This window comes from Geobacillus thermopakistaniensis (assembly GCF_000498995.1).
Classification (GTDB): Bacteria; Bacillota; Bacilli; order Bacillales; family Anoxybacillaceae; genus Geobacillus; species Geobacillus thermoleovorans.
The window spans coordinates 1-18,961 of the sequence record NZ_AYSF01000066.1 but is presented as its reverse complement, the minus strand read 5'-3'; the positions used below and the strand labels follow the sequence as shown (position 1 = coordinate 18,961).

Here is an 18,961-nt window from a genome sequence, read left to right as displayed (position 1 = left end):
GTCCCATCGTAAAAAACGCCGCCGAAAATCAGCTCGGCGTTTTTGCGCGCCAATTCAGACTCCATCCGCTCTTCTTGGGAAAACAGCTTCACGACTTTCTGTCCGGAAATGACCTCTTCGATAAAGCCGTTCATCTCACCGAGCGCCCGTTGCTGCTCACGGAAACGCACCCGCGTCCGGTTTGTGATCCAGCGCATGCCCACATACATCAGCGGCACGACAACAAGCGTTACGATCGTCAACACAACGCTCTGTGAAAGCATGACCACGATAGCGCCCATCAAAGTCAACGTGCTCGAGACGACCTGAACAACAGTACTGTTAAATGTCTGGCTCATATTGTCGATGTCGTTTGTAATCCGGCTCATCAGCTCCCCTTGCTGGCGGCGGTCAAAAAACGAAATCGGCAGCTCATGAAAATGGCGAAACAACCGCTCTCTGATCGCATGCACCGTCCGCTGGCCGACATCGATCATCCAATAGTTTTGCAAAAACGTCGCCGCGCCAAGGGCCATATAAATGGCAAGAAGCAAAACGAGCGTCGCTAAAAAACCGTCCGTCCTCCGCTCGACGATGTACACATCGACCGTCCAGCCGATGACGTACGGACCGGCGAGCGCCAGCGCTGAGCTGACGACAACCATGGCCATAGCCGCAAACAGCTTTCGCTTTTGCGGAGCGATAAATGCCCAGAGCCGCCGCAAGGTGCCGACGCTGTTTTTTGCCCGCTGCGGACTTGCTCCCAAACGCGCTCCGTGAGGACTATGCCGTAGTGACATCAATCGATCCCTTCTTTCCTTCCTGCGTGGCGACGATGCGTCGATACAGTTCGCTTGCCGCCAACAGTTGTTCATGGCTTCCTTGCGCGATCAGGCGGCCGTCTTCCAAAAGCAAAATCGTATCCGCCGCCATCGCTGTGCTCACCTTTTGCGTCACTATCACCGTCGTGCACGCATACCGCCGCAACGCTGCGAGCAGCTTTGCTTCCGTCTCTGCATCGAGCGCGCTTGTGCTGTCATCCAAAAGCAAAATGCGCGGTTGCCCAACCAAGGCGCGGGCGATCGACAGCCGCTGCTTTTGCCCGCCTGATAAATTGACGCCCTTTTGACCGATCAGTGCGTCGTATCCATCCGGAAACCGAGTGATTGTTTCATGAATTTGCGCATCACGAGCCGCCTGCACAATCTCTTCCATCGTCGCTGTCATCTTGCCGAAGCGAAGGTTGTCGGCGACCGTTCCGGAAAATAGCAGCACTTCCTGCGGAACAAAACGAACATACATTCGCAGTTGTTCGACAGAAAACTCGCGCACGTCGATGCCGTCGATCAACACTCGCCCGGCGCCTGGTTCATACAGCCGGGGGATGAGCTGAAGAAGCGTCGATTTGCCGGAACCAGTCGCCCCTAAAATAGCCGCCGTTTCTTGCGCGTGGATGACAAACGATACGTCAGAAAGCGCGTCAAGTTCGCTGTCTGGATAGCGGAACGAAACGTGCTCAAAGCGAATTTCCCCGCGCCGGACGATCGGTTCATCGGCTCTGTGCTCCCCGCTTCGCTCTTCCGGCACCTCAAGCAGTTCAGCGAGGCGGGCGGCCGAGGCGCGCGCCCGCGAGAACGCCATGGTAATAAACGTAAACATCGACATTTTCGGCGTCTTTTTTGTTTTCAAAGNCTTGATTTTGATAAAAATGCGCCGAAAACCCGGACTCAACATCCAGGCGGCCGAAAAACAGCAGAGCGAGAATGGCCGTGTTCATCAAAACCAACAACACCGGGCTGATCGTCTCGATGAGGCGCAGCACGCCCATCGTCCGCTCCATGAGCGCATTGTTCGCCGCCGCAAATCGCTCCTCTTCATATTCTTTTCTCATCCATGCTTTGATGAGGCGCATGCCGGCCAAATTTTCACGCATCACGCCATTCACTCGATCGAGCGCCCGTTGGACGGCGGAAAAGGACGCCGCTGCCCTTTGCACAACCCACAATAAAAAAGCGGCGGAAAGCGGAACCGCGACCGCTAAAACCAACGCCAGACGAGCATGGACGACAAACGCCATCGCGACGCCAAAGACGACCAGAAGCGGTGCACGCAAGGCGATGCGCAAACTCATAAACAANGCGGCGGAAAGCGGAACCGCGACCGCTAAAACCAACGCCAGACGAGCATGGACGACAAACGCCATCGCGACGCCAAAGACGACCAGAAGCGGTGCACGCAAGGCGATGCGCAAACTCATAAACAACATGTTTTGCACTTGGGTCACATCGTTCGTCATCCGGGTGATGAGCGAGGCCGGCGCCAACTGCTCGATGCGCGCAAGCGAAAACGATTGGATTTTGGCAAACAGCGCCGTCCGCAGCGCAAATCCGTACTCCTGACCGACGTAGGCAGCAGCAAATGAGTTGGCGATGCCCGAGGCAAACGCCAACAGCGACGCCCCGAGCATCACGGCTCCCCACGTGAAAATGGCCGCAACATCCTGTTTCATGACACCATCGTCGATGATTTTCCCCATCAACAGCGGCTGCCAAAGCTCGATGATGAGCTCGGTCAACATAAACAACCAAGCCAACGCCATCCACTTCCAGTATGGCCGCAAATAGATAAGCACCCGCCCCATGTCTGCGCCACTCTCCTCTCCATTCCGATCGCGGGGCCCAGCCGCCGTTCATCGTTGTGTGTAATTTTATTCTAAACCCGAAATATTTATTTGACAATGAGAATGCATTTGCAGAAGCAGGGATGCTCCCGGCCAAGAGGAACAAAACCCCCGAACGAATGTCTCATCGCTCGGGGGCCATCGGCGGCAATAGGGGAACAACTGGTCTGTTCAGTCGTTTCTATCGAGATGCCCGACTGGCGGGGGACTGAACAACACCGCTTCCAGACCCATGCATGGGTCTGTGAAGCAGGGGGTTATTCAGTCTTCCATCACACCTTGCCTTCAGCAGTCGGAAAAATAGACGACACGCTTTTGGGCCAGCGAAATGTGAAACCTTCCAGTTGATTCGGCATGAGAGCCATGTCTATGACGAACGCTGACGCCATGCCGAATAAAGCGCCTCCTGGCTAATATGGTCGAAAGAGCTTGGCGGTGCAAGGGACAACAGCTGTTGTTCATCGCCAACGATCGGCAACAGCCGGTCGAGCTTGGCCATCAGCAAAATCTTTTCTATAGCGGCGTTATCCCGGACGACGATGGCCATGACGCGGCTTTCGCTGACGATTTGCTTAAAAAAGCGGACAAGGAGCGCTAATCCAGTACTGTCCAAAAATCGAAGGCCGCTCACGTCGACAACGACAAGGCGGCGCTTGACAGCAGCCACCGCCGTCGCCAGCTTTTGTTCCGCCGCGAGCTGCGTATCATAGGCGAGCCGTCCAGTTAGCTTGATGCATTCGTATGCGCGTTCTACAACCATTTCCAATTCAAACGACAACCGATGCTGTTTCATTGTATCCCCCTATCGTTGACCAGCCATGCCTTGCCCTCGGCCACCACCCGCATTCGTTCCGATCACATGGGTGCATCATTGCACCAAAGCCAGTTATGTTGCATTCCGACTCATTTTCATGACAAGCATCCGACGGCCGCCCTTTTGCTCAACCCACATAACGTCATCCATAATTTCTCGGATAAATAGCAACCCTCGTCCCGATTCGGCGAGCAATACATCAGAGAGCGTCATTTGATCGAGCTGCTCGATCACTTCCGCCGGAACGCCGCCGCCCTCGTCTTCAACCGCCACGGCCACATCAGCGCTTGTGACGAAAAAGGAGAGCGAAATCGTCCCCGCCTCCATCCCCGCCCGTTGAACAGCTTTAACGGCATTGACGACCGCTTCATGCACCGCCAACACAAACAATTCCGCATCACGGACAGCAAACAACGAAGCAGCCTGCTCCGCAAGGAGATGGCAAACCAAAACCGCTTCCTCGTCCGCCCGGCAGCGCACGATCCATTCACACACCACCAAGCGTCCCGCCTATCCATGAACCGTGATGGACAATAAGCAAATGTCGTCCGAAGGGCTGACAAGCGGCGGACCTTGGCTGATTAAACGTTCGAGGAAGCGTTTATCCGGCAAATGGCGGCACATTTGCGTACATAAGCGAATTTTTTCAATGCTTTGCAAAATCGACGGGTCGATCTCCTCTAAAATGCCGTCTGTATACAAAAGGAGGCGGGCCCGCTTGTCGTAATGAATCACCTCTTTTTCAAACGGCAAGGAAAACGGGCTGCCGATCGCCAAACCGCCTTTGTCCAACTCACGGACGCTTCCGTCGTCCAAAACGAGCAGCCCAGCCGGATGGCCGGCGTTGGTATATTCAATTTTCCGCTCTTTCGTGTCAATCACTAAATAAATCATGGAAAATAGGTGGCGGATGTCGTTGGCCTCATCAGGAAACAACGTTTGCACATGCTTCTCCAGCTCGCTCGCCACCGAGACCGGGTCAATGACGCGCACGATCAACCCGCGCAAAAGCGAGCGGAGCAACATGCTCACCAAGGCCGACGAAATGCCGTGGCCCATCACGTCGATGACGATCACCCCGTAGCGGTACAGGTCGATTTGATAGCAAGCGTAAATATCGCCTGACAAATCATCGGATGGAATATAGACGGCATCCATCGTCACCGCCTCGTTTTGAATGAGCGGCGTCAGCAAATTTTGCTGAATTTTTTTGGCCAGCTCGACTTGGCGCCGCCGCTCAGCCTCTTTTTGCTTTTGCTTCGTCTCGTCTTCGACAAGGACGATATATCCGTCCGCCTGAAGCACGGGAATGACCGTATAGGCGACATTGGCGGACGTGCCGTCCCGGCGCTGCACCATCCCTTCGCCGCATCGCTGCTCTTTGGGAGGAAACGGAAGCCATGTTTGGCTGCCGCAACGAAAGAGCGACCATATCGGGCGGCCGACCGCCTCTTCTTTTCGGCGCCCAAACAGCCGCTCTGCACTAAGCCCCCAATCTTGCACGGTNTCCGTCCGCCTGAAGCACGGGAATGACCGTATAGGCGACATTGGCGGACGTGCCGTCCCGGCGCTGCACCATCCCTTCGCCGCATCGCTGCTCTTTGGGAGGAAACGGAAGCCATGTTTGGCTGCCGCAACGAAAGAGCGACCATATCGGGCGGCCGACCGCCTCTTCTTTTCGGCGCCCAAACAGCCGCTCTGCACTAAGCCCCCAATCTTGCACGGTTCCGTCCGCCGCCACCGGAACAACAGCGAACGGGGCGGAATCGTAAATGACCTCAAGCAACTCAGACGGCGTCGGTCGATCAGCCGGAGGCATAGCGGTTTGTTCAACAAAATGCCAAACGAGCCATTCTCCCTCGCTGCCTGACAACCGATAGACGTTCATCCAGCTCATGTATGCTTTCCCGCTTTTCGCCACATGGCGCGCTTCTCCTTGCCAACATCCGTCCTTTTTTACCGCCTCGGCGATGCCGTCCAACAACGCGGCCGACCATTCGGCTGAAAACAGAACGCCGACCGGCCGCCCGACTAATTCGTTTTTGGCAAATCCGAGCCATCTTGGCGTCGGTTCGCTGACCGCAACAATCGAAAGTTGACGGTCGGTAATCACCATGCCGCTGCCCAACTGTTCCGCGTCTAGCTGATCGATCGCCTGTACATTCGCCTTCACCATCGTTCAACCCTTTTTCGTTATAATCAAAATCAATAGCCTTCAGCTGACACCGGCTTCCCGAAACAAAAACGCGCATCGGCGCCGGGTTGTTTCCACCCCGCCTTCGGGTTGCATGTTCAGCACCACTTTTCGCCCCATTGTTCCTCGTAGGAACAGGTTATTGTTGTATTCGTGTTTTTTTGCGGTTTTTCCTGCTTGCTGCCGCATAAATCTTCTAGTCCGTTTTTCTTATTTTGCCGATGATCCAAACCGCCGGCGAATCGCCGCAATCACAAGCAAGAGCAACGGAATGATGATTTGCAGCGGGATGTGCAGATAGAACGTGACAATCTTTAATCCTTCATGAATATGCTCCACATAGTTGCTGGCCATCGCCACCGACCACAATAAGACAAGCGCCCCAAACGGATAAACAAGCCGCTGGTGGTTCGAAAACCCGAATACATGAGCCACCCCCACGACGCCGGCATAAAAAAAGATGGAGACTTTGAAAAACCCCCCGATCACTAGAGCGACCATAAAAAAGACATCAAGCCGCTCTAAAAAGTGAGCGACTTGAATGCGGCGGATCGTATCGAGCAACGGAAACGATGAACGTGACACCGCATCAGCTCCCAAGACGGCCGTATTAACGGCCATAATGATCGCCAGGTTGATCCCGGTCAACACCATCCCGGCAACGGCGGCCCGCCGCGCTTTTTCCGGACGATTCAAGTATGGAAACAGCATGGTAAACACGATCATTTCGCCAAACGGCACGTACAACGTTTCCGTGAACACCGTTTTCCACACCCGTTTCCACCCTTCCTCTAATACCGGTTGGAGCTGGGTGAGATCAACAACTCCGGAAGCGATAACTAAGATGAATCCAACAACCGCCAGTATTTGCAATAACGTATAAAGCAGTTCGCCGGTGCGCGCCAATACTTCGATGCCTTTATAGGCGCTGTACATGACCGTCATAGCCATAAGGGCATTCAAAACAAACAGCGGTGTTTCCGGATAGGCAAACGTGAGCAACAGTTCGCCAAAATCACGCAACACACGGGCGGAGATATAGAAAAAATAGGTAATATAGAGAACCGCCAACAACTTGCCGAGCGGCTTGCCGACGATATGTGTCACATAGGAAGTCAGCGGCTGATCGGGGTAATAATGAAACAAACGCTCGTAAACCAAAAACAGCAACAGCCCAAGCGCCAGACCGAGCAAAATGGTGATCCACACATCTTGCTTGGCGCTGACGCCGAGCGGAATGACGATCGCACTGCCATGCTCAAACAACACAATCAGGACAAACAGCTGGCGCATATTGATTTTACTATGTTCCATCTCGCTCCATCGCTCCTCACTCCACCGTATCCAAGTTTTTTGAGCCGAAAACGCTTATTTGATGTATGGCGTATTCCGCAATCCCGTGCGCCGAATGTAAGCATCCACTTTCACTGTCACCTGAAGATGAGGGAAATAGCGGTCATCCCACTCTTTTTTGATTCTTTTCCACAGGCGGGGGTGGGCGCGATGCACCGCCTCGCCAAAACCAAAAACATCAGTTTTTTCATACTGGGCCGTTTCAATCGCCTGTTTCACTTCCCGTTCAATATCCCGGCCAATGGCCTTTTCCAATTGGAACAATTGCCGGTAGTCATCCAAACGAATCGGAACGTATGCTTCACTGATATCTCCTTCCGTTTGAATGTGAACCAAAATCGATGGCCTTCCCTTTTTCCATTGGGGCTTGACTTCTGTTTTCACCCGCACGGTTCGATAGCCAATCGCTTCTTTTTTTCCATTCCAGGGGATCGTGATATTCGTTTGTTTAATTCGATCCAGCACCCAAAGCACGCCCCTTGATGTCGACCCGCTCACCCAGCGAACAAGGTGATCTTTTTTAAATAATGCCAATCCGTCCAAACTGATTCGGACGTTCGGGACCGATGTCTGGACGTTGGTTTGCCGTTTGCCGCGCTGGGGATCCCCTTCAATGGTAATACCGGTCATCACCGGATTTCTTCCGGCTCCAGACAAGCTACGAATCGCCCACCAGACATCGGTGTTGATTGTCTGCCCCCAGGCCATCTCGGAAAACTCCAACGTCTTAATAATTTGGTTGGCGGAAATTTTATCAATCGGTGTCAACACAGCTAGCACATCTTTCGCCGAATGGCCACGGGCAACAACCAGCCGTGAGGTCGTGCGAAACTGGTTGTTCCGTTCCATCGCATCGAATACCCCATTCAACCCCTCACGCGCCACTTCCTCGCTGATGACCACCAAGTTGGTATGAGCGTAATACAGGATGCGCGACAGCTTTTTCGAGGCTTTTCGGCTTGCCTCGACCAACGTGTCTCCGGTCGACGTATACATGGAAACGGGCACGCCGGCCGCCCCGCCGCCACGCTGGGTCGCGCCGGCGACGTTGCCCGGGTTGACGACTTGAAACGAGGCCAAATATCTGCCGTCTTCTGTTTTATCAAGGCCAACGGCAATGACAAACGCTAAGTCAGGAAGCTCCTTTTTACTCCAACAACCAGCCAGCAACAGCGCACAAACAAAAAAGGACACAAACATGGCGATAGATCGTTTCATGATCCATCCTCCTTTTCCCGGCGTGTTGGTGCCGGAGGCTGCGGTTTCTGACCCCCTGATTGGCGAATGATATTTTTCTGGTTAATCAGGCGCGGCCGCTCGCGGTACATCCATGTCGGGATTCGAAACAGGGTATCGCCCATATTAGATGGGGTGAACGGAGCGAGCGGCGACATGTATGGCACCCCAAACGAACGCAAGCTGCATAAATGGAGAATCATGACCAACAACCCCATCATGATGCCGTAAAACCCGAACATCGCTGCTAAAAACATCAACCCAAAGCGGATGAGACGGGCTGAAATGGCGATGGCAAACGACGGCGTCGCAAAGCTGGCGATCGCCGTGATCGAAACGACGATCACCATCGCCGAGGAAACGAACCCAGCTTCCACTGCCGCCTGCCCGATGACCAAGGCGCCAACAATCGACACCGCCTGTCCGACTGCACGCGGCAGCCGAATCCCCGCTTCACGCAAAATCTCAAATGTCACTTCCATCATCAACGCCTCGACAAAACCAGGAAACGGTACGGCCTCACGCTGGGCGGCAATGGCGATGACAAGCTGAGTTGGGATCATTTCTTGGTGAAACGTCGTCGCCGCTATATAAATGGCCGGCGCAACGAGCGAGAGAAAAAAAATCAATACGCGCAAAAAGCGAAGAGCAGTGGCGATATCAAAACGGGCATAATAATCCTCTACCGCTTGAAAAAATTGGATAAACAAAGCCGGCACGATCAAGATAAACGGCGTCCCATCAATAAAAATCGCTATCCGTCCTTCCAACAGGTTGGCGGCTACCACATCGGGACGCTCGGTATGATAGATCGTCGGAAACGTCGTAAACGTTTGATCTTCGATTAATTGTTCAATATAACCGGACTCAAGCACGCTGTCCGTATCAATGCGGCGCAGGCGCGCTCTCACTTCCTCGATAACCTCGTCATTGGCAATGCCTTTGATGTACATGATCGCGACATCCGTTTGCGTCACGGTGCCGATTTGCATCGTTTCCATCCAAAGATTGGGATTTTTAATGCGGCGGCGGATCATCGCGGTGTTCGCGCGCAACGACTCCGTAAATCCCTCGCGCGGCCCGCGGACGGCGATTTGCGTCTGCGGTTCCTCGATCGAACGATATTGGCCGCCTTTGGTGCTGGCGCTGACAGCGGACGGCACCCCGTCCAACAAGATGATGGTCTCTCCGGAAAACAGCTCCAAAAACAGGTGTTCCCAATCGACGACATGCTTCACACCGCCCACCGCGGCCAACTTTTGTTCGATCCACGGAAACCATTCTTTTTCTGTTAATGACAGTGGAAATGACGCCTCCAGCAGCGGCGTCAGCAAAAACTCGTACACATGTTTTTCGTCAACAAGGCCATCCACAAAGACGATGGCTGCTTTGATTTGCCTCTCTTGGCCCAGCGAAAACCGACGGATGACGACATCGCTGCTTTGTCCAGTCGTTTGGCGGATGATGTCAAGGTTGACGGCTAATTCAGCTGACATCGGCTCTTGCGGGACGTCCGCCGCCTCGCCGCTATGGTCCGGTCCTTCTTGTTTCACCCCGTCATTGATCTGCTTTTTTTGTCGGCCCATTCCCCATTGAAACAGCATGTTTTTCCTCCTCACTCCGCTTCCTTTTTATCCCTCATTATGGACACGAAATCGGGAGGACATACGCCCGTGAATCGCTTTTGGATCAATAGAAAAAACTAAAGAAAAACAGCAGGTGGAACGCCATGAAACTAATTGTTGTTTGGCTGATGTTTGCCTTGCTCGCCATAGGAACGATGGTAAGCATGGATCAGTTGATGGGGATGACCTTGCATCAATCGTTGCATATCGTGCTGAATCCCTTTCGGGTAATGGAAACGCCGGAACTATTTATTTTATCCTTGTTCATTTTTTTGCTGTTGCTCGATCTGTTGAACGTTTGGATGTGGAAACGAAAAAACAAAACGTCTTGACCAACAGCCGGGGGCAAAAAGAGGAAGGTGCCCCAAAAGCAACGGGACACCTTTTCTCTTCATCGGGCGTTACCTTTTCTGTATTTGCTCCCAATGATGCTGTTGTTGCAACCACTCGCGAACATGGGTGCTGTGTGAAGACAAGGGAACGGTAAACGAATCGCCGTCGCTTTGCAGCAATTCAATATTCCCCTGCCATGTGCTCCCCCCGCCGATGATGTCCTCCACCGGCTCATTCCACAAATCTTGTTTGAGCGCCTGGACAAACGACTCAATCTCCTTCGGCTCGGCAAGCACAACCTCTGCCCGCCCGGTTTCCACATTTCGGATCGTCACCTGACGGATCGGCGCATAGCCGCTTGGGCGAAGCAGCAAATAATATTGCTGCTTATATTCTTTTGAGCCCATGATGCGCTGAAAATACGGCATGTACGGTTCAATCGGCACTACGTAGCGGCGGAGGAGGCGCGTGCCGTCTTTTAGCACATAGCCGATCACAACTGTCCGGATGTTGGCAAACCGAGGCGGCGACGGCTGATCGTGCACAAGCTGCTCATGGAACGCCCTTACTGCCTTGATGTTTTCTTGGCTGCGCAAAAACTGGTCAACCTCTTCAAATGAGCGGCCTATCATTTCAGGATGTTCAAAATTCATGGCCGATTGGCCGAAATATACTTGTTTGATGTCCGCCAGCGCCGGCACGCGCTGTTCGTAACCGAGGGGATCGAAATGAACAAGCAGGCAGATGACCCCCATCGCTCCCGCAAACGCGATATATCCTTTCCAACGGTGAAAGACGCGCCACGTTTTCGCAATCACCATCTGGGCAATGGCATACCCGATCAAGGAAAAGCTGATATAGCCGAATATCGTCCAGTTCCACTTGCTTTCTACGTTTCCGAAATAGAAACCGCCAACAAGCCAAGAACAAAATGCCACTCCATACACAAACAGCGGGCGAAGCACTGAAAAGGCGAGCGCCTGCCCGGCCGCTTCCGTCGGCCGCCGCTCGTACAGCCAAATGGACAAACTGAAAAATAGAAGCGACAACAGCAGCAACATCCCGATTTCTCCCGCACTCATCGCTTGATCCGTCAGCATCGCATAACGAATCGGCATCACCCACTGTTCCAGTTCGCTTGATAAATAGTACATATCCGGAAATCCGTATAATAATAGCGACAAGTTGCTAAACATAAGGACCATGATGCCGGCCGGAAAAACGAGAAAAATGTTTGTCAACACAATATGAAGCACCGATTGGCCGACAAGCACCCCCATAACGATGCTAAAAGCAAAAATAACCGTTTCCATCACCAGCGTCTCACCGAACCAGCGCCCTACATCCGCCGCCCCAATCGGCCACGGGAGATCGAGCCCATACAGGCATCCAATGGCGGCCAACGCGGTCACGGCAAGCGGCACAATTAAAAGCATCCAGCCAAATAGCACTTGCCCCACAAGCAGTTCGGTGCGGCGGATTGGCAAGCTATGGATGAAATCAGCCGACCGTTTCTCGTGCATGTAGCGAAGCACACCGGCCGCCGCCAAGATCGGGACAAGCCAAGCAATCAACGTCTCGAACCCGTTGGATATATAGTATACGTTCTTCCATTGCGGCACATTTCCGACTTTTGGATCATATTGCGAGTACGAAAGCCCAATCGGCAATACGATCGCCGCCAGCCATAACAGCAGATGAATGATGGCAATCCAGCCGATTTGGCGAACATTTTGCGTCCACATGGCGCGGTTAGCCGACAACCGTTTCGCGGACATCGACAACATCCCCCATTTCATACACAAAAATTTCTTCCAACGACAACGGCAAGACGTCAAGAATGAGCGGAGCAAACGAACTCACCGTCTCTTCGATGGATCGTTTCTCGCCGCGGACGACAAGAAGAACGATGCTGCCGCGCTCCTCGCGATGCACGATGTCAAGGCGTTCGGCCAACTCGCTCGGAAATCCGCCGCGAAACGCGACTTGAATTTTATGCATCCCGGCGCGCAGCTCGTTTAAATCGCGCTCCATCCGTACGGTCCCTTGCGCCATCAATCCGACGATGTCGCATAAATCTTCGAGCTCGCGCAAATTGTGCGACGAAATGACGACCGTCATCTCCCGTTCGGCCACTTCTTCTATGAGCAGCTGCTTCACATGACGGCGGACGAATGCATCGAGCCCATCAAGCGGCTCATCCATAATGAGCACATCCGGCTGGACGGAAAAGGCGAGCCAAAACGCCGCTTGGCGCTGCATGCCTTTGGAAAACTGCTGAATTTTTTGATCAACATCAAGCGAAAAAGCGGACCGCAATTCTGTAAACCGCCCGCGGCTGAACGACGGGTACAGTTGCTCGTAAAAATCCGCCATTTGCCGAATCGTCGCGTGCGGAAAAAAGTAGACAAAGTCCGGCAAAAACAAAAGGCGTTGCTTCACCCGGACATTTTCCCACACATCCTCCCCGTCCACTGTAATCGTTCCGCGATCTTGGCGGAGAATGCCGGCCATCATCTTTAGCAGCGTCGTTTTCCCGGCGCCGTTCGGGCCGAGCAGCCCGTAAATCGATCCTTTTGGCACCATCATGTTCGCGCCCTTGACAGCGGCAAATCGATCAAACATTTTCGTCACGTCCACAAGTTGAATCACGATTCTCCCCCTCTTTCTCTCCTTCTCGAACCCATTGCCATAACTGCTCATTTGTCACCCCTAAAAACCGTGCTTCCTTGACAAGGCGGACAAGCTGCTCACGGACCGCAGCGATCGCCTCGATGTTTGGTTCTTTCGAGCGCGGGGCAACGAAGCTGCCTTTCCCTGGAATCGAATAAATCCAGCCGTCGCGTTCCAGTTCGCGGTACGCTTTTTGAATCGTGTTCGGATTCACCATCAGCTGTTTCGCCATCGTCCTGACCGATGGCAGCTGATCGTGCGGCTGCCATAGTTCGCGGACGATCATTTCTTTCATTTTGTCAATCAGTTGTTCGTAAATCGGCTGGCGACTGCGGATATCAAGCTCAAACATCTCCCCTCCTCCTCTCATTGTCACAACCGTACTATAACTAATAGTACACATAAAACAGAAGAAAGGCAAGAGTTTTTTCCAAAATAAAGAAAGAATCCATCCCTGGATTCTTTCTTCCTCTCATTCCGACGCCGTCGGCCGCCGCGTTGACCGTTGCCGCTCGGCGGGCTGATACGTCTGAACAAACAGCCCATCTCCTTCGAGCCACTCGGCGATCAACACGTCTTTTGGCGAGGCAATTCCTTGTTTTTGCAGTTTGGCGGCCAGCCATTGCTCCGTTTTCCCAAGCTCCGCTAATTCGTCTGCCAACAGCTGGCCATCCCGGATCAGCGTCACCGGGACATACACCGGGTGGGGTGGCAGACGGAAATCTTCACGCGTCGTTTTTTGATAATGGGCTTTTTTGAGCACGCTGATCTCCCCATCGGCTTCTAAAAAACAAAACGCCACTTCGCGGATCGAAAAGGTCTCATGTTTGCGGAGCAAGCTTTGCAGCTGATTGAGCGTCAAGCGGCTTTTTTTCAAAGCCTCATAATCGATGACGCCGTTTCGAATAAGCGCCGTCGGCTTCCCCTCGCTCCATAAGCGGAACGACAACCATTTTTGGCTCGCATACTCGACCAAAAGCAGCATCGCTCCCCAAAGGGTAATCGAATAGATGATGTACCAAAGGTGAATATGGTCGTCATACAGCGCGTTGCCGAGCAGCTCGCCAAGGACAATGGCCGAGATAAACGTAAACGGGCTCATTTGGCTGATCAACTTTTTGCCGGCGATTTTCACGACAGCGAACAACAGAATAAAGCCGGTGACCAATTCGATCGTCAAATGAAGCCATTTCATGCTGCGCCCCCCTTGCATGCCGTTGATGTTCGCCCTTTCTTCCCTGTATTGTGCCCCCTGCCGCCTGAGAAGTTTCGCTGTTGGTTTGCCGTTTGCGCGGATAAATTACCCTAGACTGGAAACACTATCGTTCTAGAGATTGCATGGAAAGAAAGGGATCCATGATGAACGGACAGCCGCTTAGCGCCCTGCAATTGTTATTCATGGTCATGCTGTCAGTCGGGCTGATGAATCATGTCATCATCATCCCCTTTATGCTTGAGGCCGCCCACCGCGATGCGTGGGTCGCCGCCTTGGGAGCGTTGGCGTGTTTGCTCGTTTGGCTGCCGCTGCTTTATTTCACCATCCGACAACTGAACGGCGAGCGGCTGTTTGACTGGCTCAAGGCCCGGTTTTCGAGCGCGGCTGCTTATGCGGTGGCCGGTGTCAGCAGCGCTTTTTTGCTTCTTCATAGTTTTGTCACGCTAAACGATACCATCACGTTCACCACCACCTCTTATTTGACGGCGACGCCGAGATGGGCGCTGATTTTGGTCATCGTGGCCGTTTGTTTTTATAACTCGTACCAAGGCATCGACTCGATTGCCAACACTTCCATGATCATTTGCCCGTTCGTCATCGTGTTTGGTTTTTTCGTTATGCTCTCGACCACGCCTCATAAAGATTATTCACTGCTCAGACCAACGCTTGAACATGGTGTTGGACCTGTGCTCAACGGCATGATGTACGCCGGAGCGGGATATGTGGAAGTGATCGTTCTATTGTTTCTCTCCCATCGCCTGCCTCGCCCATTTTCATGGAAGGCGCTTGCCGCCATCGCTGTTTTCACAGCCGGGCTGAGCATCGGGCCGACGATTGGCGCCATCACCGAATTTGGCCCCGAGCAGGCGACGCGCCTTCGCTATCCGGCGTTTGAGCAATGGCGGATGGTCAGTTTAGGGACGTACATTGAGCATGTGGACTTTCTGTCGGTCTATCAATGGCTGTCCGGCGCCTTTATCCGCATCTCCTTATCGACAGCGCTGATTGTGGAATTGTTTCCGATCCGCCATCCGCAAACCCGCCGTTGGGTGCTCATTGTCCTCTACTTGGCGATCACATTGGCGGCGCTGGCGCCGGTCAGCGATGAACAGTTTTTGCATTTTGTCAAACATGGGGTGCTGCCGGCATCGCTGCTGTTTAGTCTTGCGCTGTCCGTTGTGTTAAGTGGTTTCGCTTTGTTGGCATACCGAAAAAAGAAAAGAGGGATGACATGATGAAACGACCCATGCGCGCCGCCGAAGGCAAGCGGTTGAAAGACGATTACACAGGGCTCGAGACCGTCATCATCTCCGAAGAGGCGTTGCGCACGATGTACGCCAAATGCCCTGACGTCATCATGACGGAAGCCGCGATTCCATCCTCTTTGCCTGACGGCTCGGCGGCTGTGGTGCACTTGCTGTTTATTTATTGTGAAGAACTGTGCGATACGCAAATGCTGCAAAAGGCCATTTATCCGATGTTCCGCGAGCTGTGCGAACACCATCCATGCTTTTCGGCCGCCGACATCGAGGCCCGCAAACCGGCGGCGCTTGAGTATATGGGAAAAGAAGTGCGGATCGATGATCTCAACTTCAAGCTGTTTAGCGGTGATTTGCTCATTTATTTTCACGAAGCCGATGTCTTGTACACGATGCCGCTCGCCAGCCCGCCCAACCGCGATCCGGAAGAGCCGAACACGGAAGTATCGATCCGTGGACCCAAAGATGGATTTATTGAAGAAATCAGCAAAAACGTGGCGCTCATCCGCAAGCGGCTGCGCTCGCACCGGCTCGTCTATGAACCGTTTGTCATCGGCACGCGCAGCCAGACAAAAGTCGGGCTCCTTTATGTCGATGATATTGCCAACACGACCATCATCGATGAGGTGAGAAGCCGTCTGCTCAGTTTGTACATCGACTCGGTGACAAGCACCAATCAAATTGAGGAGTGGTTGTCTGACACCCGGTTTTCTTTGTTCCCGATGTTCGGTTATACCGGGCGGCCCGATTTTGCCGTCAATTCGCTCCTCAACGGCCGTTTTATCATCTTGGTCGACGGGGCGCCGACCGCCTTGATCGGCCCGGGCAATTTAACGTTTTTGCTGAACACGTCGGAAGATAACAACACGTTTTTCTTGTTTGTCGTATTTCAGCGCCTGCTTCGGCTCGTCGGCACTTCGGTCGCCATTTATTTGCCGGGCGCCTGGGTCGCCTTGACCTCCTTCCATCCGGACCAGCTTCCGTTCACCTTGCTGGCGACGCTCATTTTGTCGCGCCAAGGAGTGCCGCTTCCGGTGCCGCTGGAGATGTTTGTGATGATGATTTTGTTTGAGGTGTTTAAGGAAGCCGGGATGCGTCTGCCAATCGCCATCGGGCAGACGCTGTCCGTCGTCGGCGGCTTAATCATCGGCCAGGCGGCGATCAACGCGGGGCTTGCCGCCCCGGCCACACTCGTCATCGCCGCCATTTCCGTCATCTCGACATTCACGCTCGTCAACCAAAACATGGCCGGCAGCGTCACCTTGCTGCGCTTTATTGTCCTGACGGCCTCCACCGTTCTTGGCCTGTTTGGCTTCATTCTGTCGCTGTTTTTCATCTTGACTTATGCGGTCAACTTGCGCACCTGCGGCGTTCCGTACTTGACGCCGCTGGCGCCGCCCTCAAAAGATATCGGGAAAGTATTTATCCCAAGTACATGGAAACAGTTCCGCACGCGCGACCGCATTGTGCGCCCAAATGATCTCATTGCGAAAGAGAGGAAACAAAAATGAGGAAGCGGCTCTTTCCCATCATCGCTTCCGTCATCTTGCTCAGCGGCTGTTGGGACACGCGCAACATCGATCACATTGTGTATATTCATGCCATTGGGGTGGATTATAAAGATGGTCAAGTGGTCGCCTACGTTCAGCTGGTTGGTTTCACCGCCCTCGCCAAAGTCGAGGCCGGAGGCGGCAAAGAGAAAGCGGCCGTTTCCATCGGCAAAGCCGCTGGCGAAACGTTTAATATCGCGACCGACAAAATCTATCCTTCCATTCAACAAAGGGTGTCATGGGGCCATGTAAAAAGCATTGTCTTTACGAAACGGGCCTTGCAAAAAGGCATCGTGGCCGATGTGATCGACGTGCTGAACCGTTACAACGAAATTCGCCATACAGCATGGGTGTACGCCACCGATGAGCCGCTGTCCGAGCTGTTTGAAGCGACGCCGTTGTTGAACGCTTCCTCGTATTATTCGCTGTTGTCCAATCCGGAAGAAATCTTTCAACAAAGTTCGTTTATCCGCCCGATCCGGCTCAGCCGGCTGATTGTCGATATGGATGAAAAAGCCGATACAGCAAGGCTTCCTTATTTAACGCTCGACCGCCGGCGCTGGATCGAAAATAAAAAGCCGAAACCGATGCTCGCTGTTTCCGGCGTGTGTTTTGTCCACCATTACAGCCTGCAGCAATGTGTCCGCCGTTCCGATCTAGAGGGACTTCGCTGGCTCGAACACGACATTCGCCGCACCCCGATTTATGTCAAACAAAAAGGGAAAACGGTCGCCTCTCTTGTCGTCCGGGAACCGAAAACGAAATGGTCGGTCAAAGTGAAGGATGGAGAGCCCGCTTTTGATGTCCAAGTGCAGGCGCAAGGCGCCATCATCGAACTGCGCAAACCGCTCTCGCGAAAACAACTGACCAAACTGGCGGAACAAACGGTGAAGCAGGAGATCCGCCGCTTGTATGAACTTGGCAAGAAGCAGCAGATCGATATATTGAATCTGTCGGAGCAGCTGTATCGCCAGCGTCCGGATATTTGGAAACAACATCAGTCCAATGGCCTCATCCCGCTCGGCAACAACACGCTGTCCGTGAGCGTCAAGCTTGCGATCGGGGCATCCGGAAAAGAAAAGTTGAATTACCGGGCCGGTGATTGAAAATATAATAAGATCAAGTATAATTAGGAATATTAGATATATTTTGAACAGGGGAGAACGATGAACACCCATACAGAGCGAACGAGCGCCGCAAGAATGACCGTCTACCCGATTTTGTTCGCCATCAGCCTCGGCCACTTTTTGAACGATGCAATGCAAGCGGTCATCCCGGCGCTCTTTCCGATTTTGCGCTCGACAATGGAGCTGTCGTATGCGCAAATCGGCTGGGTCGCCTTTGCCTTGAACATGACATCATCTGTCATGCAACCGGCTGCTTCCGAACCATGTCGGCATGGCGTCCGGACTCATCGTCGGCCTGGCGTTTGACATGGGGGCGCTCGGCGCGGTCGTGCTCGGCAAAATCGCCGACTTGTCGTCGCTCGGCACATGAATGGGGCTTTGCAGCGTGCTGCCGCTCTTTGGCGCCTTGGCGGTTTGGCTGCCGAAAGACCGGACATAGCCAATGCATATTTTTCTTTCAATCTCTTTTCGCTATAATGGAAGGTGATAAGGTCCATTCAGTTAGGAGATTTTTCGTATGGCGGGTTTATACATTAACCAGCACGTCCTGAACAACTTATTTTATATTTTAGTCACGATCTTTGCCTTTTCGTTTATTTATGACCATAGTCGAGCGATCCGGCAGCGCCCGCTCTATGGCCAGGCGCTGCTTGGGGCTTGTTTGGCGTTGGCGGCCGTTTTGTGCATGAAATTTCCGATTTACATTGATCCGCTGTGCGCCCATGATTTCCGGCAAATTCCGTTTTTGCTTGGGACATTGTATGGCGGCGGCGCGGTCGGGGCGGTGCTGTTTGTTGTCTTGATGCTGGCACGCACCGTTTTGTACGGATTTCAGCCGCTCACGTTGATCGTTTACGCCATCATGTTTGCCATAGCGGCGGCCGCTTCGCCGCTGTTTCGCAAGCAAAAGCAGGCCGAAAAG

The 18,961-nt window shown here is 53.3% G+C and carries 17 protein-coding genes and 2 pseudogenes; 6 read left to right on the top strand and 13 right to left on the bottom strand.

The window, feature by feature from the left end; translation table 11 throughout:
- From T260_RS126125 to T260_RS126150, 9 genes and pseudogenes are all read right to left on the bottom strand, one after another.
- Nucleotides 1-779, bottom strand: a 779-nt coding sequence (locus tag T260_RS126125; RefSeq protein ID WP_033027412.1) for an ABC transporter permease, incomplete at its 3' end; no start/stop codon positions are given.
- Nucleotides 763-2,620, bottom strand: a pseudogene (locus tag T260_RS1000000140645) (ABC transporter ATP-binding protein). The pseudogene T260_RS1000000140645 and the gene T260_RS126125, both read right to left, overlap by 17 nt.
- 406 nt (nucleotides 2,621-3,026) lie before the next feature.
- Entirely contained in the window at nucleotides 3,027-3,452 is a 426-nt protein-coding gene (locus tag T260_RS126130; protein WP_011231124.1) for an STAS domain-containing protein, read from the bottom strand.
- A gap of 93 nt (nucleotides 3,453-3,545) precedes the next feature.
- Nucleotides 3,546-3,971 (bottom strand): ATP-binding protein, encoded by a 426-nt coding sequence (locus T260_RS126135; protein ID WP_014195747.1) that lies wholly within the window; start codon nucleotides 3,969-3,971, stop codon nucleotides 3,546-3,548.
- A gap of 12 nt (nucleotides 3,972-3,983) precedes the next feature.
- Nucleotides 3,984-4,976 carry a SpoIIE family protein phosphatase gene (locus tag T260_RS0120645; RefSeq protein ID WP_236620452.1) on the bottom strand — a complete coding sequence of 331 codons (993 nt, stop codon included), beginning with the start codon at nucleotides 4,974-4,976 and terminating at the stop codon, nucleotides 3,984-3,986.
- Nucleotides 4,957-5,589, bottom strand: a complete 633-nt coding sequence (locus tag T260_RS0120640) for a PAS domain-containing protein (RefSeq protein WP_306372126.1) — start codon at nucleotides 5,587-5,589, stop codon at nucleotides 4,957-4,959. Before T260_RS0120640 ends, T260_RS0120645 begins: the two co-directional genes overlap by 20 nt.
- A 288-nt stretch (nucleotides 5,590-5,877) precedes the next feature.
- Nucleotides 5,878-6,981, bottom strand: a complete 1,104-nt coding sequence (locus T260_RS126140; protein ID WP_023634247.1) for a GerAB/ArcD/ProY family transporter — start codon at nucleotides 6,979-6,981, stop codon at nucleotides 5,878-5,880.
- A gap of 54 nt (nucleotides 6,982-7,035) precedes the next feature.
- Nucleotides 7,036-8,238, bottom strand: coding sequence for a Ger(x)C family spore germination protein (locus T260_RS126145; RefSeq protein WP_023634246.1), 1,203 nt, complete (start codon nucleotides 8,236-8,238; stop codon nucleotides 7,036-7,038).
- Entirely contained in the window at nucleotides 8,235-9,860 is a 1,626-nt protein-coding gene (locus T260_RS126150; RefSeq protein WP_023634245.1) for a spore germination protein, read from the bottom strand. The genes T260_RS126145 and T260_RS126150 overlap by 4 nt, the downstream gene beginning before the upstream one ends.
- A gap of 125 nt (nucleotides 9,861-9,985) precedes the next feature.
- On the opposite strand from T260_RS126150, the gene T260_RS126155 reads away from it, so the two are divergent.
- Entirely contained in the window at nucleotides 9,986-10,213 is a 228-nt protein-coding gene (locus T260_RS126155; RefSeq protein ID WP_014195741.1) for a YczF family membrane protein, read from the top strand.
- A 69-nt stretch (nucleotides 10,214-10,282) separates the two neighbouring features.
- Here T260_RS126155 and T260_RS126160 read toward each other — a convergent pair whose 3' ends face one another.
- From T260_RS126160 to T260_RS126175, 4 genes are all read right to left on the bottom strand, one after another.
- On the bottom strand, nucleotides 10,283-11,992 hold the full coding sequence (locus T260_RS126160; protein ID WP_023634244.1) for an ABC transporter permease: 1,710 nt from the start codon (nucleotides 11,990-11,992) through the stop codon (nucleotides 10,283-10,285).
- On the bottom strand, nucleotides 11,967-12,866 hold the full coding sequence (locus tag T260_RS126165) for an ABC transporter ATP-binding protein (protein WP_014195739.1): 900 nt from the start codon (nucleotides 12,864-12,866) through the stop codon (nucleotides 11,967-11,969). The genes T260_RS126160 and T260_RS126165 overlap by 26 nt, the downstream gene beginning before the upstream one ends.
- Nucleotides 12,832-13,239: a GntR family transcriptional regulator gene (locus tag T260_RS126170; RefSeq protein WP_015374759.1), complete on the bottom strand. Its 408-nt coding sequence runs from the start codon at nucleotides 13,237-13,239 to the stop codon at nucleotides 12,832-12,834. The genes T260_RS126165 and T260_RS126170 overlap by 35 nt, the downstream gene beginning before the upstream one ends.
- Nucleotides 13,240-13,359: 120 nt before the next feature.
- Nucleotides 13,360-14,082: a DUF421 domain-containing protein gene (locus T260_RS126175; protein ID WP_023634243.1), complete on the bottom strand. Its 723-nt coding sequence runs from the start codon at nucleotides 14,080-14,082 to the stop codon at nucleotides 13,360-13,362.
- A 164-nt stretch (nucleotides 14,083-14,246) separates the two neighbouring features.
- Here T260_RS126175 and T260_RS126180 point away from each other — a divergent pair, with 164 nt between their 5' ends.
- The 5 genes and pseudogenes from T260_RS126180 to T260_RS126200 all read left to right on the top strand — a co-directional run.
- Complete coding sequence (locus T260_RS126180) at nucleotides 14,247-15,338, top strand: GerAB/ArcD/ProY family transporter (RefSeq protein ID WP_031212975.1); 1,092 nt, start codon at nucleotides 14,247-14,249, stop codon at nucleotides 15,336-15,338.
- Nucleotides 15,338-16,873, top strand: coding sequence for a spore germination protein (locus T260_RS126185; RefSeq protein WP_031212974.1), 1,536 nt, complete (start codon nucleotides 15,338-15,340; stop codon nucleotides 16,871-16,873). The genes T260_RS126180 and T260_RS126185 overlap by 1 nt, the downstream gene beginning before the upstream one ends.
- Nucleotides 16,870-18,018, top strand: a complete 1,149-nt coding sequence (locus T260_RS126190) for a Ger(x)C family spore germination protein (RefSeq protein WP_023634240.1) — start codon at nucleotides 16,870-16,872, stop codon at nucleotides 18,016-18,018. The genes T260_RS126185 and T260_RS126190 overlap by 4 nt, the downstream gene beginning before the upstream one ends.
- A 60-nt stretch (nucleotides 18,019-18,078) precedes the next feature.
- Nucleotides 18,079-18,288 (top strand): annotated as a pseudogene (locus T260_RS1000000138950) (hypothetical protein); the annotation flags it as partial.
- A 268-nt stretch (nucleotides 18,289-18,556) separates the two neighbouring features.
- Nucleotides 18,557-18,961, top strand: a 405-nt coding sequence (locus tag T260_RS126200; RefSeq protein ID WP_023634237.1) for a LytS/YhcK type 5TM receptor domain-containing protein, incomplete at its 3' end; no start/stop codon positions are given.